The organism is Parasphingorhabdus sp., from assembly GCF_039982415.1.
GTDB lineage: Bacteria > Pseudomonadota > Alphaproteobacteria > Sphingomonadales > Sphingomonadaceae > Parasphingorhabdus.
The window spans coordinates 1-14,929 of sequence record NZ_JBDWYL010000002.1; the positions used below are offsets into that span (position 1 = coordinate 1).

12 protein-coding genes are annotated in these 14,929 nt (G+C 47.7%); 9 read left to right on the top strand and 3 right to left on the bottom strand.

Annotated elements, in window-relative coordinates; genetic code table 11:
* Nucleotides 1-415 precede the first annotated feature (415 nt).
* Entirely contained in the window at nt 416-889 is a 474-nt protein-coding gene (locus ABJU74_RS02785; RefSeq protein WP_348382601.1) for a MarR family transcriptional regulator, read from the bottom strand.
* A 76-nt stretch (nt 890-965) separates the two neighbouring features.
* Here ABJU74_RS02785 and ABJU74_RS02790 point away from each other — a divergent pair, with 76 nt between their 5' ends.
* The 7 genes from ABJU74_RS02790 (at nt 966) to ABJU74_RS02820 (ending at nt 9,274) form a co-directional block, all read left to right on the top strand.
* The gene (locus ABJU74_RS02790) at nt 966-1,850 is read left to right on the top strand and encodes an alpha/beta hydrolase (RefSeq protein ID WP_066749441.1); all 885 of its coding nucleotides are present in this window, start codon (nt 966-968) and stop codon (nt 1,848-1,850) included.
* Nucleotides 1,847-2,248, top strand: coding sequence for a hotdog fold thioesterase (locus tag ABJU74_RS02795; RefSeq protein WP_348382602.1), 402 nt, complete (start codon nt 1,847-1,849; stop codon nt 2,246-2,248). Before ABJU74_RS02790 ends, ABJU74_RS02795 begins: the two co-directional genes overlap by 4 nt.
* Nucleotides 2,249-3,367 carry an efflux RND transporter periplasmic adaptor subunit gene (locus ABJU74_RS02800; protein WP_348382603.1) on the top strand — a complete coding sequence of 373 codons (1,119 nt, stop codon included), beginning with the start codon at nt 2,249-2,251 and terminating at the stop codon, nt 3,365-3,367.
* 4 nt (nt 3,368-3,371) lie between these two features.
* The gene (locus ABJU74_RS02805) at nt 3,372-6,479 is read left to right on the top strand and encodes an efflux RND transporter permease subunit (protein WP_348382604.1); all 3,108 of its coding nucleotides are present in this window, start codon (nt 3,372-3,374) and stop codon (nt 6,477-6,479) included.
* 169 nt (nt 6,480-6,648) lie between these two features.
* Complete coding sequence (locus tag ABJU74_RS02810) at nt 6,649-7,110, top strand: hypothetical protein (protein WP_348382605.1); 462 nt, start codon at nt 6,649-6,651, stop codon at nt 7,108-7,110.
* A gap of 1,067 nt (nt 7,111-8,177) precedes the next feature.
* Entirely contained in the window at nt 8,178-8,573 is a 396-nt protein-coding gene (locus ABJU74_RS02815; protein ID WP_348382606.1) for a hypothetical protein, read from the top strand.
* 137 nt (nt 8,574-8,710) lie between these two features.
* A complete protein-coding gene (locus tag ABJU74_RS02820) occupies nt 8,711-9,274 on the top strand; it encodes a hypothetical protein (protein WP_348382607.1) in 564 nt (187 codons plus the stop codon).
* 410 nt (nt 9,275-9,684) lie between these two features.
* Here ABJU74_RS02820 and ABJU74_RS02825 read toward each other — a convergent pair whose 3' ends face one another.
* A complete protein-coding gene (locus ABJU74_RS02825; RefSeq protein ID WP_348382608.1) occupies nt 9,685-10,260 on the bottom strand; it encodes a TetR/AcrR family transcriptional regulator in 576 nt (191 codons plus the stop codon).
* A gap of 171 nt (nt 10,261-10,431) precedes the next feature.
* Between ABJU74_RS02825 and ABJU74_RS02830 the strand changes: the two genes are divergently transcribed.
* Together ABJU74_RS02830 and ABJU74_RS02835 are read left to right on the top strand one after the other, a co-directional pair.
* Nucleotides 10,432-11,361, top strand: a complete 930-nt coding sequence (locus ABJU74_RS02830) for an SDR family NAD(P)-dependent oxidoreductase (RefSeq protein ID WP_348382609.1) — start codon at nt 10,432-10,434, stop codon at nt 11,359-11,361.
* Between the two features lie 5 nt (nt 11,362-11,366).
* Nucleotides 11,367-12,128, top strand: coding sequence for a hypothetical protein (locus ABJU74_RS02835; RefSeq protein ID WP_348382610.1), 762 nt, complete (start codon nt 11,367-11,369; stop codon nt 12,126-12,128).
* Between the two features lie 226 nt (nt 12,129-12,354).
* Here the strand turns inward: ABJU74_RS02835 and ABJU74_RS02840 are convergent, their stop codons facing one another.
* Nucleotides 12,355-14,691: a beta-propeller domain-containing protein gene (locus ABJU74_RS02840; RefSeq protein WP_348382611.1), complete on the bottom strand. Its 2,337-nt coding sequence runs from the start codon at nt 14,689-14,691 to the stop codon at nt 12,355-12,357.
* Between the last annotated feature and the right edge of the window lie 238 nt (nt 14,692-14,929).

Genomic DNA, 14,929 nt, shown 5'->3' on the forward strand with positions numbered 1-14,929 from the left:
GAAAGCTCGTTCCGAGCTGTTCTTCAGCTGATGCAACGTCTTTTTCCGATACCGTTTCAGGGGGAAAATCGGACGAAGTCCATAACTCTATAAATCGCTCCATGCTCATCGACACAATCCATATGGCTTGCTCCAAATTAAGTAAACTTTTTGTGATTTATGGATCAACCAATGTCCGCTTTGGGCGCAAAAACGGACACTAGCCTGCAGATGAAACAATTCGTTGATTATGCCAATTGCCCCCGTTTACAAATATTGCTTGGAATTTCAGAATCACCGCCAAAGCTATCAGTATCAGCGCATTAACCGATCTCAATTCACAAAAAAGGAGCGAGTAGTCCCCACCACTCGCTCCAGATGATTTGACCCTTCGGAAGATGGAGGCCAAATCATAAAGATCGCACAAATTTGTTGCTTAGATATCTCTCAAATTATGGGTCATTTTTCCCATCGTAGATCGCATCTTTGCAATATCTGCATTGGAAATCCCCTTAAACATGATCTCATAAACGGCGTTAGCTTCTTTCCGAAGTTGCGGAATAATATCGATTGCTTTTGGAAGTAGAAATATCCGCCAGACACGCCGGTCGCCTTCAGCATGCCGGCGTTCCACGAATTCTAGTTTTTCAAGATAATCGATCGTCAATCCTATCGTAGCTCTCTCCAATTCGAGGCAATTTGCTAACTCGGTTTGCGTCATCCCCTCAGCTTTGATCAGATATGCCAGTGTTCGCCACTGCGTACGAGTTAGGCCAAAACGGGCAATCGAATCCTCGAATGCTTTGCGCATGACGCGTGGCACTTCCTCCAGCAAAAACGCGAATTCGTCGGTCTCATTGATAAATCCGTCGCGCAGTTTGGAACTTATTGTAGCTGCTTCGTTCATCATGACGATGCCTATATCATAAAGAGCAATTATATTAAAGCTCTTTACTATCTATCGCTTTACAGCCTATGAAATTGACATGAATCATGAAGAGGGCATCTTCACTGGCCATAACGGCTTGAAGATCACGGCAAGCACTATTGGACCAAAAACCGGATTTCCGGTGTTGCTCGCACATGGCGGCGGACAAACCCGTCATGCTTGGACGAAGGTGCTAGATGAACTGGGAAATGCTGGTTATCGTGCCACAGCCATTGATATGCGTGGCCATGGTGCCAGCGAATGGGCATCCGATGGCGCGTATGATATGCGCGATTTTGCTCGTGATCTAGTCGCCGTTTCTAAACAGCTTGATAGTCCTCCGGCATTAGTCGGAGCATCACTGGGTGGAATCGCAGGAATGATTGCTGCTGGGCTGTTGGCACCTTCAAGTATCTCGTCGCTAACGTTAGTTGACATCGCGCCGAAGATGGAAGCCGCTGGTGTTTCAAGAGTTGTCGGGTTCATGCAAGCCCATATGAAAGATGGATTTTCATCCCCGGATGAAGCTGCCAGAATCATCGCTGAGTACATGCCGCAACGAGAGAAACGGCAAGGTACGGGTAAGCTTGATCGATATTTACGCAAGCGAGACGATGGGCGGTATTATTGGCATTGGGACCCCAACTTTATTCACCATGTGACGCGTACACGCGACAATGCCTCCGATGCACAGGACGATGGATTTTCTAGACTAAGTGAGGCGGCTGGGAAGTTAAAACAACCCGTTCATCTTATACGCGGAGGATCGAGCGACATGGTCTCCGAGGAGGCTGTAGCACATTTCCAAACTTTGGTGCCTCGGGCGGTCTTTACCGACATTGCAGATGCTGGCCATATGGTTGTCGGTGACCGCAATGATGCGTTTTGCTCGGCCATTATCTCTTTCTTGAATTCAACCCACAATCGCGGTGACGCAACATGAAACATGATCCGGAAAATCTTGTTGATTTATTGCAGATTGCGCCTTTTCATCGCTGGTTAGGTCTGAAAATTGTTCAACAAAGCAACGATCATTTGGAACTGGAAATGCCGTGGCGGGATGAGCTCGTATCTAATCCCGTGATTGGAGCCGTACACGGCGGCATATTAGCATCCTTAATTGATCTAACCGGGCTTTATACGGTTATTGCTGCCGGTGGTGTGGCAAAGGCAACCGCCGATCTGAGGGTAGATTATCATCGCCCGGCTACCAAAGGCCCGCTTCGTGCAATTGGTCAAGTTATCAAGCTGGGCAAGACAATAAGTACCGCAGACACACGCATTTTGGACGACGATGATCGCTTGGTAGCTAGCGGACGCGGGACATATTTGAGCACGTAAATGGCTATTAAAAACATCATATTGCTGTTTTCTATAGCCATATTCGCCTTGGTATCCGGCTGCTCGAATGACGATAGCAGCGATGCAAGCAATGATGCCATCCAGCAAAATGTTATACTCGAAGTCGATATTCTGACAGCGAAATCCGAACCTTTAGCCGAACCCGTGGAGGTTTTTGGCACGATTGCGGCCAAGCAAAGCAGCGCAATTGGCGCTCTCGTCGAGGGGCCACTCGAGACCATGTTTGTGACAGTCGGTGACAGGGTTAAGAAGGGGCAAGCGCTTTTCCAGATCAGGCAAGCAGATTATAAAAGACGTGTTGCGGAAGCATCAGCAGCGCTACGCCTGACCGAAGCGCAGGCTATACAGGCCCAGCGCCAATATGACCGCGTAATCGCACTTGCCCCGAGAGGCTTCGTGTCGAAAGCGCAAGTCGAACAGGTCGAAACAGACTTAGCCGTCGCCAGCGCACAGGTATCTCAATCGCAATCGGTACTGGCCACCGCTAAACAAGCCCTTCGCGACACTATTGCACGTGCTCCATATAACGGCGTTGTGACTGCTAGAATGGTCGACGAAGGGTCCTATCTCAACAACCGTTTTTCAATGGGCGAACAATCCTCAGCTTTGCAATTACAGGAGTTGGGAATAGTTGCGGCAATCGTCAGTGCTCCGCAAGCTCGGGTTGATGATTTTAAGCGCAACCAAAAGGCAAAGGTTTACGTTGATGGCTTTGATGAACCATTCGATAGTTTCGTTTACATCATCAATGACCGGGTCAACCCAGAATCTCGTACGGTCGAATTGCGGTTACCCATAAGGAATCCAGACTACAGGATTAGCAGCGGACTTGGAGCCCGGGCACTGATCGAAACGCCTCCAGAAAACGCAATCATTCTGCCTAGATCAGCAGTGAAAGGCGACAGTGCTGCCGCATATATGTTCCTGTTTGAGAAAGGCATTGCACGTCGACGGGATATAAAGATTGAAAGCATAGATTTTGAACGGGTAAAGATCACCCAAGGTGTCCAGAGCGGCGACAGAATTATCAAAAACCCACCATCTACTTTGCGGGACGGACAAAAAGTAGAGCGCAAGCAACGAAAGCCTGCAAGCTAAGCCGATGTGGATTTCCGATGTCTCGATCCGGCGTCCAGTTTTCGCGACAATGGTAATTGCGTCGCTAGTCGTTCTGGGTCTTCTGAGTTTTGGTAGGCTCGGCGTTGATCTTTTTCCCAAGATTGAATTTCCTTATGTGTCCGTGACCACAACATTGCCTGGCGCTTCGCCAGATACCGTCGAAACTGAAATAACCGACATTATTGAAGAGGAAGTCAGCAGCGTTTCTGGAATTCGGCAAATGCGCTCAGTTAGTGCGGAAGGCGTCAGTCAGGTCGTTTTGGAGTTTGAGTTATCAGAAGATGCCGACGTGAAAGCTCAGGATGTGCGGGATAGGGTCGCCAGCATATTGAGCAATCTGCCAGAAGATTCTGACGCGCCAGTTGTGGAAAAGCTTGATCCCGATGCAGCACCGATATTGTCTCTACTGATAGCGGGAGATGCGCCTGTCCGAGACCTCACAGTCTTTGCCGACGACGTCGTCAAAGATAGGCTGCAACGTATTCGCGGTGTCGGCTCCATCTCAATTGTAGGTGGGCGCGAGAGGGAAATGCGGGTCTGGCTTGATCCTGCAAAGATGCGTGCAAGCGCCGTTAGCACGGATGATGTTATCACCGCATTGAGAAACGAAAATGCCGAATTGCCGGGCGGTCGCCTTGAGATTGATGGTCGCAGCAAGCAATATGGAACCAGAACATTGGCGGAAGCCAACACAGCCTCGGAATTTGGCAATCTCGCAGTGGAATATCGGCCCAACGGACAGGTCACGCGGATCCGCGATATCGGACGGGTAGAAGATTCTGTTGAGGATGAAACCAGCTATGCTCAATTAAATGGTCGCCCCGGAGTTGTGCTCGAAGTTCGCAAGCAATCTGGCAGCAATACAGTTGCAATGACCAAGGCAATCAAAGCGGAGATTGAGCAGATCAAAAGTCAACTGCCGAGCGGCGTTGAAATTGTTGTCACGAGAGAAACCGCGAGATTCATCGAATCGGCCATTGGTGACGTCCTGTTTGATTTAATGATCGCAGTAATATTGGTTGTTATTGTCACATTCTTTTTTCTGCTTAGTTGGCGGGCAACTTTTATCGTTATGCTAGCTATCCCAACATCGGTCATTGCTACGTTCGCTGCCTTTGCTGCGTTCGATTTTACACTGAATTTCATGACATTATTGGCGTTGACGGTTGCGATAGGATTACTTGTTGATGACGCCATCGTGGTTGTTGAAGCCGTGCAAAGTGACGTTGATGAAGGGGCTGATCCAATGGAGGCCGCACCAGAAGCGACCAAGCGGGTCGCCTTGGCGGTGCTTGCTGGGACATTTGCGACATTGGCCGTGTTTGTGCCTATAGCCTTTATGGAAGGAATAGTTGGACGCTTCTTTTTTCAATATGGCTTGGCAATTGTATTTTCGGTTAGCGTGTCATTGCTGGTTGCTCTTACCCTATCGCCCATGCTGGCTTCGCGATTCCTGAAATCGGAAAAAGAAAAAACGGGCTGGTTGGGAAAAATTGAAACCTTCCACGATACCATGCGAAAGCAGTACGAAAAGCTTGTAGGTTGGTCGATCAGGAAACGATATCTCGTTTTTTTGGGAGCGATCATAAGTCTTTTGATCGGTGGTCTATTTGCAGGGATGATTCCTGCCACGTTCATGGCCCTCACGGACAGGTCAGAGTTCCTAGCAAGTGTTGAACTACCGTTGGGAACTGGCATTGAAACTGCCAAAGAGTCTTCATTGCGGGCTGACGAGGCGTTGCGCAAAATTGAAGATATAGAATATGTGTTTGTTACCGCCGGGGCAGGGACAAATCAGAAAACCAATTTACTCGATTTTTATGTTGACCTCACACCTAAACAGGGTCGATCCCTCAAACAGGGCGCGATTATGGACCAAGCGCGCGAGGTTCTTGCAAAGGCACTGCCAGAGGCCAAGGATATTTCGGCTGTGGAAGTCCCTTGGGTCTCGGGTGCCGGTGTGGGGTCTGCCCAAATTGAACTTGTAGTTTCGGGTGCCGACCTTGCCACCATCAATGAATACGCAAACATCATAGCAAGGGAAATGCGTGCTACGCCGGAATTGGTGGATATCGCCTCTACCTACGAAGGTGGCAGACCGGAATTGCAGATTCGATTGGACCGAAATCGGGCAGCAGATTTAGGGGTAACGGCGCGTGACGTCGCTGCAGCAACGCGAACGTTAATTGGCGGGAGTGATGCCGGAACATTTGAAGCGGAAGGTAGGCGCTATGACGTTAGAGTCCGAGTGGATGAGGATAAACGGCAAAGTCTGGATGACATTGCCCGTCTCCCTGTCCGATCAGGGGGTGGGAATCTAGTCGACCTGGCGGCGGTTGCGGAAATTGAAGTTGCCGACAGCCCAGCTCAGATTGATCGCATGGACCGAGCGAGGCAAATTACCATCAACGCAAACACACCGCCCGGCGCAGCATTAAGTGTCGCTGTTGCTCAGGTTGACAAAATCTTGGCCAGTCATCCCCCGCCTGAAGGAATGTCGACCAAAATGGAAGGTATGGCGCGGAGATTGGCAGACACGACTTCTGCTATATTGCTCGCATTCGCACTTGCGTTCGTCGCGCTATACATTGTTCTCGCCAGCCAATTTGACAGCTTCGGACAACCTGTTCTGATCATGCTTACCGCCCCTCTTTCCTTTTCCGGGGCGTTTATTGCGCTTTGGCTTTCCAATCAGGAATTGAGCATGTTTGCACAGATTGGCTTAATCGCTTTGATGGGCATTGTGATGAAAAACGGGATTCTTCTGGTGGATCTGGCGAATGATTATCGACGAAATGGGATGAGCGCGGCAGATGCGATGCAAAAAGCCGCACCCGAACGTCTCAGGCCCGTGCTTATGACGGCTTTGGCAGCAATTTTTGGCATGATGCCCGTTGCTTTTGCTCAGTCCGATGGCGCTGAATGGCGCAATGCCATGGGCTTCATCATTATGGGAGGATTAGCGACATCTACCTTTTTAACATTGTTGGTAGTGCCTGCTGCTTATGCCTTGCCGGATGACTATGCTCGGTTAAAAACCCTTGTTAGCGCAAAGCTATCGCGAGGACTTTGGAAAGAGCACCACGCTTAGTCCAATAAGACATCATAATTGAGTTCTCAGTTTCGTTTGACAGCGCCGGTAACTCGATGATGAGCGAGTATGGCCGACACAGCGAAAAACCGCCTGCTCTAATGTCCGCTTTCGGGATATTGCGGCCACCGAGATTGCAAAATGCTCCGATTCCACTATTCGCGAACGAATGCGACTATCAAACAGCGACAATGACTTTCTTGAGCTGGAAATTCTTGGATACCAATTCCCTGAGTTGGTGGACGACGAGTGGGATTCAAATTGGTTGAATATCGTTGGTCGAGCTTCTTTGGGTGGGCAGGATTGGAATTTTCATGACCCATGTCTGTGTACCTTTGAGGTTTTGACATTGATTAAGTGGATGTTATCGAAATCAAAAGGAGAGAAGGTTTCCGATCACATTAGCTTTACGGAGCCCAATCTAGAAATGAACTGCCTTTCCAATGATATCATTCGGGTATCATTTGCGCTTGAAGCCCGACCTGAATGGGCAAGAGGCGGAACCAAAGAAGACGAAGAACTATTCATTGATATTGCCGATGACGCAAATCAACTTAAAGCAGCTGCTGAAAGTCTGATGGTTCAACTTGCTAGATATCCGGTTCGTCAGCAGTCACCTTCAATCAGCTAGTGTCCGCTTTCGGGATAAAGCGGACATTGGCTTTGTGATCTTAGGGCGCCGTTTTCTGGTTCTGGCCTTATTCTGGGCCAGCTTATCCATACTTGAGCCAAAATTCATTAATAGCCATTTTTGAACTTCTTGAACAAACTAGGAGACTAAAATGCGAACTGGAGGCTGTAGATGTGGAGCAATGAAATTCAGCATAGCGGGAAATCCGTTGGGAGGAGTTGCGTGCCACTGTCGTGACTGCCAATACGCGTCGGGCGGAGCTGCCAACTTAACATGGGTGTTCAAAAGCACTGAATTTAAGATAGAACAAGGCAACCCGAGATGTTTCAAGGCCAACCCGCATAGTGGCGGCACTTACTTTTGTGAAAATTGTGGCGTGCAAATTTTTTCACGGCCTGACAGCAATCCGGAACTTGTAGCAATAAAGGTTGGCGCGCTCGACGACCCATCGGGTTTTAATGTGGAAGCGGACATTTGGATGGCTTCTGCTCCCCCATGGCATCGATCACATGACGGCGCCGTTCAATTTGAGGGGAATATCCCGAAGGCTTCAATATAACTCAAAATTGAAATGATCGCTAATGTCCGCTTTCGGGATAAAGCGGACATTAGGGTGTTGCGATAGATTAAAAACTCAAGCGCTTTTGGGTTAGCCAAAATCTTCTGAGTAGCGCGGGTTACGGTTCCGAAAAACGGGCCGCTAATTTTGGCTACCCTATTGAAATATAAGGAAATCAGATTTCCGGCTCGGGCCTCCAAATTACGCGTTAAGTAATTGGAAATATTGGACTATTTTAGGTTATCCAAATTTCCGATATTCCACCCTAGTCAAAAAAAAGCTTCGGCCAGCTTCACACGTTATTGTGTTGCGGATATTATCAGACAATTTGATGACTGCTTTGGGCGCAGAAGCGGATGTTAAGAAACACCTCATTCCGAGCATAGGTCAAAACTTGTAGCATTACCATCAATATTGGTATCACGGTTAAGTGATGCTCAAATTTTTCCTCTTTTTGATTCTCTTCTTGACCGCATGCTCTCCTGAAAAAGAGACAACGGAAAATAGAATGTTCAGCGAGAAGGAAATGTTAGATAGGCTTCAAAAATGCTGGGGCGTCAAACATATTGAACACGGCAGCAGCGTTTTCCGCGTGAAATACGAAATGTACCTTAGCTTTGATGCTGGCCCATGGGTTGGTGTAAGCAAGAAGTGCGAGAAATCGTACATCTCATTCAATGACCCTGAGAACATGTTTGAGCCAGTGCTCCAGAAAATCAGAAACAGCATGCCTGACGAACCGTTTCAGAATGTTGTCATCCAACTCGAAGTTGCTGGGGCAACGAAACCTCAACCTTACAATGAGTTTCACATAGAGTACGACTTGAAGAAGATAGTTGGTGTGGAGACATTAGACATTGACCCAGACAATTTCTACCAGAAGTACGTCGTCGCACATCGATAGACATGCTGTGCTAGTGTCCGCTTTCGGGATATTGCAGTCACAACGCTGGTGTCCGTTTTGGGCGCAAAAGCGGACACAACATATTAGTGAATATAGAAAATTGACTTTGAGCGTCTCGTTCCAGATAGATTTAGAATATGACCCCGTATGAAATTGAGCTGCGCGTTGCCGATTTGATAGAAGAAAAACGCTATCAGGATGCGTTTGGATTACTCCTCCCAATTGCCGACAACGGTTCAGAATTCACGTTGATGACATTGGGTTGGCTGTTGTCCAACGACGTGATTGCCGAGAACAACAACCACACTGCTATGGAATATCACTACCGAGCGGCACGAAAAGGAAACCGCCAAGCTTTTATTGCCTATGGAAAGCTGCTGCTTGACGAGGGCTTAGCCAGCGAGGCACTAATGATTTTCGAAGAAGGAGCTGAACTCGGAAGCTTTGCTTGTAAATATTGGTTGGGAAGCATGTTAATTGATGGCAATGGAGGCGTCGCTGATGAACCAAGCGGAGTTTCCTGGCTTAAACAAGCCGCCGACAGTGGCCATCTTTATGCTCAAAGAGATCTGCTTGTTTTTGAATTCCGAAAGGAACAATCCTTATTTTCTAAAGCAAGCATCGCTTTGAAGATAGGATGTTTGGCGCTGAAAGTTGGGAAGGAAACCATAATGGAAAAAAATTCAGAGAAGATTCGGTAACATTGAAAAGTTGGAAACTCGCTTTCATTCGACTGAACGAGATGTCCGCTTTCGGGACGAAACGAACACATAACTCAACATCATCGTCTTCACGTAGTTTTTCCCTATCAAACTTTTTTTGATATAATTTCACTGATTTTTTGATGAATCTAATCAAGTTTTAATTGTGGCCCAGACTGTGGACCAGATACATAAAAACCGCTGTAACCGTTGCAAATCCAAGCGTTTAAACGGACTGTCTCTCCGCCAAGACCACCCCGGATAACTAACGCAATCTTGTTCCAATCGTGATTTCAATTACGTTTTTAGCAACAATTTGATTTTTCTTGGCTTTTGCTTTCAGGACGAAGCGGGCTAACTCCCCGAGAGCAGAAGAATAGGTTATGAACAATCTGTAATCGGTGCGCGGTTCAGTCTGCAAAAAACAGCGCCATCAACAATCTTAGTTGCTCTTCATCATTTTCCGATCCGCGTTCAAAAATTTGAACGGGATTCAAAAATGACTCTAAAACTGTCGTCAGCAGATCAAGCCGCAAAGCGATTTTTTCTGAAGCCTCGCCGGCTTTTTCGCCATGCTCGGCAACACATGTTCCAATTTTCAAACGCAGACCGGTCAGATGATTTGCTACTGCTTTGGGCTGATCGGAAAAAGCATGCCGAAAAACTTCAATTGCGCCAGGTTCGTTTTCCAATTTCCATTTCAAAAATCGATGCAATGCGATAACGATGGCAGTACAGATCCCCGCCGCGCTTTGTTCTTTGGCAGCTGCTTCGTCAATCAGACTGTCGGCCGACCGCAACCAATCGATGACCACAGCATCTAAAATTTCGGTCTTGTTCTTAAAGTGCCTGTAGATATTGGCATGAGACATATCCAAATCTTCCGCCAAAGAAACAAGGCGCGTGCGTTTCCGTCCGTAGCGATGAACATGGATCAGCATTTGCTCCATTATGCGCTCACGTGTTTCCAATTTTACCCCTTTCATTCTTGACTCATATCGATTGTAGTTACATATTACATTTTTTGTAATTATGAAAGTTTAATGATGAAGCAGTCTCATATCATAAGTGAAACTAATATGGTTCCCCTTGTGCCATTTTGTGGGGCGGCGGTTCTTATAATATCTGAAAATTTCGTTGTTCAGGTGCTATTTTAAATGCCGGTACCGTTTGATCATCACAAAACTTACATGCCGTTTAAAAATAAATATCTGCGGGTTCTCAGTTCTATTATTGGCCAAAAATCGGCAACGATGATGTGTCCGGAGACGAGGAGTTTGGATGGAAAACTAGCCCTGGTGACCGGAGGAAATAGAGGTATCGGATTGGAAATTACCAAAGGATTAGTGCGCAGAGGGGCCGATGTTATCGTCGCGGCGCGCGGATCTGATGCCGACAAATCTCAGCAAACTGAAGACAAAAACGATGGGGAAGTTTCGTTCCTAACCCTCGACTTAGCAGATAAAGATTCCATCGAAGATGCCGTTTTGGAGTTAAGCTGGCAAAATCCAAACCGAAAGATCGACATTTTCTGCGCCAATGCTGGTATCTCTGAAACTCAGTCCAGTCAAAATAACGAAGGGCTGGAATTATGTTTTGCAGTGAACTGTCTTGGTCACCAAAGATTATTTAACGCGTTACTGCAAAGGGATTGTTTGTCTACCGGCGCAAGGGTAATTTTTACCACCGGAGATATATATGTTCTGGCTGATAATTGTTCGGCCGAGTTCACTTTCAGGGGAAGATCAATTTCGGCGTACAGCCGCAGTAAACTGGGCAATTTATGGCAACAGCAAGAAATTAGCTATCACTTTCCAGATTTAAAATGCATCGCGGTCCATCCTGGTGTCGTTGCCACCGAACTGGAAGGCAGCATCAAGGGTTTGGCTGGCTTTTTCAAACGCCGATTGATGATTTCTCCCTTTTTGGGAGCGCAGGCATCCTTAATTGCGGCAACGCAGGATATACCCACGGGCAGCTACTTTCACAATATGCGGGGAATAGTCGAACTAAGCGGCACAGATGCAGGCCATAACCAACAAAAACGGGAGGTTTTTTGGAATCTGCTCAATGCAATCCCGAAATAAGTTGATTGGGTTATTCGCTGTTTCGTATTGATTTTAAATGCAAAAACAGGCGCTGTTGTGAAAGGAACCTCTGTCGCTATACAGCAATGATGAGATTGCTTTTTTGGTTATTTTTCGCTGCCTGCGGGTTTTCTGGGCCAGTCAGAGCTGAGAACTCGCGCCCGATTGTGATTTTGGATGTGACGATTTCGCTGCCTGTTCCCGATGGTTATGTCGATGTTAGTCAGGATAAAAAGCTCCCTCCAGAAAACGCGCTTTTCTATACGAAAATAGTCGAACCTTGGGAAAAAGCAGGTGAATTTGATGAAGGCATCTTATTCTATGGCCTGGGTTTCGCGCCTGCGACAGACGCAATCAAACAAGAAAAATTCGAACAAATTTTTCGTTTCACCCGAGAAAAAATTGAAGCGCATATCCAAGGTCAGCCGTATCAAGTCCCTGCGACGTCGATCAGCGCTGAATTAATCAATACAATCTATCAAATTTCGCACGGCGACAAGGCTGGTGCTATTATGGTCACGGATAATCGCAAGGATAGAAAAGCGCTGCTCATTGATACAGGGTTTGTGATGCCGGGCGTTGTAACATATCCAATTGTCGAAGAAATCTCATTTACTCGGCTATTGGACCGTATCGTTATTTTCCACTCGACCAGAGTGGATACCAGCAGATTTTTGCAAAAGCGTGAGGCTGATGATGCCATTCGAGCAGATGTGAAGGCGACCGGACTAGAGATTCGAAATGCCTTGATCAAAACAGCTCAATAGACATCTCATCGCTATTGAAACCGCTCTGTCGGCAATCGCTGCGATATGATGTGCATTTGATAACTCCCATGTCCACTATGGGCGCAAAAGCGGACATTAGTAAGACAACGGTCGACTTTCAGCTTCCGACCCAGAAGCGGGTTTTCGATTTAACGATCCATTGCGGAAAAAAGGGGGCCAAAAGCCGTCACTGGGTTTGGCGTACCTATTGAAACGCTTGTTTACTCTAATATTCACGCGACGGACCAATGTAGATCGGTTCGTCTATTGGTTCCGCCGGCGGTCTCGGCGGAGGTCGTTTAGCATCGTCTGGATGCGGGACGCGTTTACCCAATCCTTCGACGCCCGGGATCGGATTAGTCAGCTCTAACCTCGCGACTTCTTTCACTTTGCCATTGATCATCTTTGCTTCAACCAATGCCGTACCCATTAATCCGAAAATGCGGCCTCCGGTGAATATCGGTCGCGAATTTCCATACCAATCGATGCAGGAAACTTCGCATGCATAGTCTTCATGTGTTTCAATATCCGCTTCTTTCTGGCCCGCCAGTGCGCCAGCATCCGTCAAATTGCCCGTGGAATCCTTGCTTGCAAAGCTGATATCAGAAGCATCGGAGCGCCAGGCGTAACGAGAGCTGCCTTCCTCTCCGCGCACGGTCGGTATGCCGAGCACGCCATTTCCTTCGGAATCGATCATGCTGTTGAAGGCGTGACTGCGTCCTTCGCTTTCAAAACGATTGGCCAGATAAAGGCTGGACGCGATTTTTGGTGATTTGCCAAGTTCTATCAGGGTCAGGTTGAGTCCCCGGTCATCATGGTAGCCATTGACGATCATATCGGCGCCGACACGTTCCACCCGAATGACACTATGAGCAAAATCGATCACTTTTGCCTTGCGGGGATTGTTAACTGGAACTGCTACCACTCGTGCTGTTCGAGCGCGGTCATATGCGGCGACCTCCTCGGCATGCTCTACAATGTCGCCCGCATCAGCACTTTCTGGCAACTCTTCTGGCGGTTCAGGTGGGCGGCTTCCATATCGTTCGCGCCCGCCATAAATTAGCCATTTGTCAGTGAATCGATTTTCGGCCTTCGCCTTGCCTAGCGGTGGAACAACAGTAAAACGACTTTTACGAACCGGAAGGAAATTCTTACCAAATTCGCGAGACCGGATGGAAAGATAGGCAAGTTCCGCCGGTGCGTATTCGCTGTCCTCACAACGCACAGTGCGCCAATCAACCAGCGCACGGAAGCGGTTACCGCTTTCCTCCATAGAAAATTGATCGAAAGGCGTTCCGTTCACTCCAATAACATCAACATCACCCGACCTGATGCTCATCCGATAGACTGCACCGGGAACTACATCACGCCGTTTCGCGCGTTTTAGAGCCGGAAACGGTTGATCCCAATCATGATCGGGAAAGCATTCATCGACATTGATCCATTCGTCATCAATTGCCGCATTCCACAGGTAGATATTATGGGGAGAAACAAACATCTCGGCCGCTCCAGGGCCTGTGAAACCGGTGGTTGTACAATCAAATATCTGATTGACCACAAACTCACCAAGTGAACAAACGGAAATTGCATGGATGGTTGGATCGGCGGTTCGCAAAATAGGTTTGTAAATCTCGCGCGCATTCAGCAGCGGTTTGCCCTTTTTTTGTGCATCTTTACGATCATAGTCGGGGAACCAGCGAAATAGCACCGGGCGTTCTTCGGTATCTTCGAAGTCCATGTCTTCAAGCGCGTAGCTGTTATAGACAATAAGCTTGTCACCGACGATCCGCGTCGCATAATTATCGCCACTGTAATAGTCATCGCTGCTCATAAGAAAAACGCCGCGACTTTCGACTTTTCCGTTTGTCTGATCTAGTCGAAATATTGATATCTCGGTTGCATCATCATCATAGCTATATGCAGTCACGATAATGTGGTCGTCTCGAACCAGCATTTCGTCATACCAGTCGGCACCTTCAAAATCATCTTCCCACCAGCGCTTTTTCGGTGTCTTGGACGATAGCAAACGGTACACTTCTTTACGGTCCGTAACTTTCATGTCCTTGATATTGATTGTGAAAATACGACCATCTTGCAGCACGAGCAGATAGTTGCCGATCTGCTTGACAATATCGCCTTCATCTACACCGAGAGATTGGACATTGGTAATCGACGTCGCAACTGCCGATGGCGCAGAAACCCGGGAAGCAGTTGCAACTACCGTACTGGCGGCATCGTCCTCTTCAGGACAAATTGCCGGATCGCTACAAACATCTGCAGGAGGATTTACGTCCTGTACCATCGAGGCGGCAACAATAATTGGGTGACCGGCATTTGCCCAATCGGCATCGCTTTCCATCTTAATGTCATCGAGCTTTTCAAGATAACGGACTATATCCGCATCATTTGAAAATGTCTCAAGCCGGTCAGAAGTGACTTTACGGAGCTCTTTTGCTTCGAACGCATATTCCGGCGGATCATCCTCATTATGGCTCGATTTTGCAGACAGCGGTGCGCCGCCAATCATTATGGCCAGCCCAAGTAGAGCAGAAATAGCTCTCATCGACTCTTCTCCTTGTTACGGGAATGATTATAACATCAATCGATAGTGAAGGTTGGATAAAATCGGAATGGCATTGAAATTATCGGGATCAAAATTGATGCGGATTTCAAGAGCAGCCATTGGGGCGGCCCGATCTCGTCGCTTAGTCTTGGGACGCGACGACGGAAGTCTGGCTTTGTTCCCCACCTTCTTCATTGCCGATTTTGCGCAGTTCTTTCGGGATGGAATAGCGTCCCTC

Coding starts and splice junctions, on each gene's coding strand:
- ABJU74_RS02820 (WP_348382607.1), top strand. CDS start 8,711: ATGACCCCGTATGAAATTGAGCTGCGCGTTGCCGATTTGATAGAAGAA.
- ABJU74_RS02840 (WP_348382611.1), bottom strand. CDS start 14,691: ATGAGAGCTATTTCTGCTCTACTTGGGCTGGCCATAATGATTGGCGGC.
- ABJU74_RS02795 (WP_348382602.1), top strand. CDS start 1,847: ATGAAACATGATCCGGAAAATCTTGTTGATTTATTGCAGATTGCGCCT.
- ABJU74_RS02810 (WP_348382605.1), top strand. CDS start 6,649: ATGCGACTATCAAACAGCGACAATGACTTTCTTGAGCTGGAAATTCTT.
- ABJU74_RS02815 (WP_348382606.1), top strand. CDS start 8,178: ATGTTCAGCGAGAAGGAAATGTTAGATAGGCTTCAAAAATGCTGGGGC.
- ABJU74_RS02805 (WP_348382604.1), top strand. CDS start 3,372: ATGTGGATTTCCGATGTCTCGATCCGGCGTCCAGTTTTCGCGACAATG.
- ABJU74_RS02790 (WP_066749441.1), top strand. CDS start 966: ATGAATCATGAAGAGGGCATCTTCACTGGCCATAACGGCTTGAAGATC.
- ABJU74_RS02825 (WP_348382608.1), bottom strand. CDS start 10,260: ATGAAAGGGGTAAAATTGGAAACACGTGAGCGCATAATGGAGCAAATG.
- ABJU74_RS02785 (WP_348382601.1), bottom strand. CDS start 889: ATGATGAACGAAGCAGCTACAATAAGTTCCAAACTGCGCGACGGATTT.
- ABJU74_RS02830 (WP_348382609.1), top strand. CDS start 10,432: ATGCCGGTACCGTTTGATCATCACAAAACTTACATGCCGTTTAAAAAT.
- ABJU74_RS02800 (WP_348382603.1), top strand. CDS start 2,249: ATGGCTATTAAAAACATCATATTGCTGTTTTCTATAGCCATATTCGCC.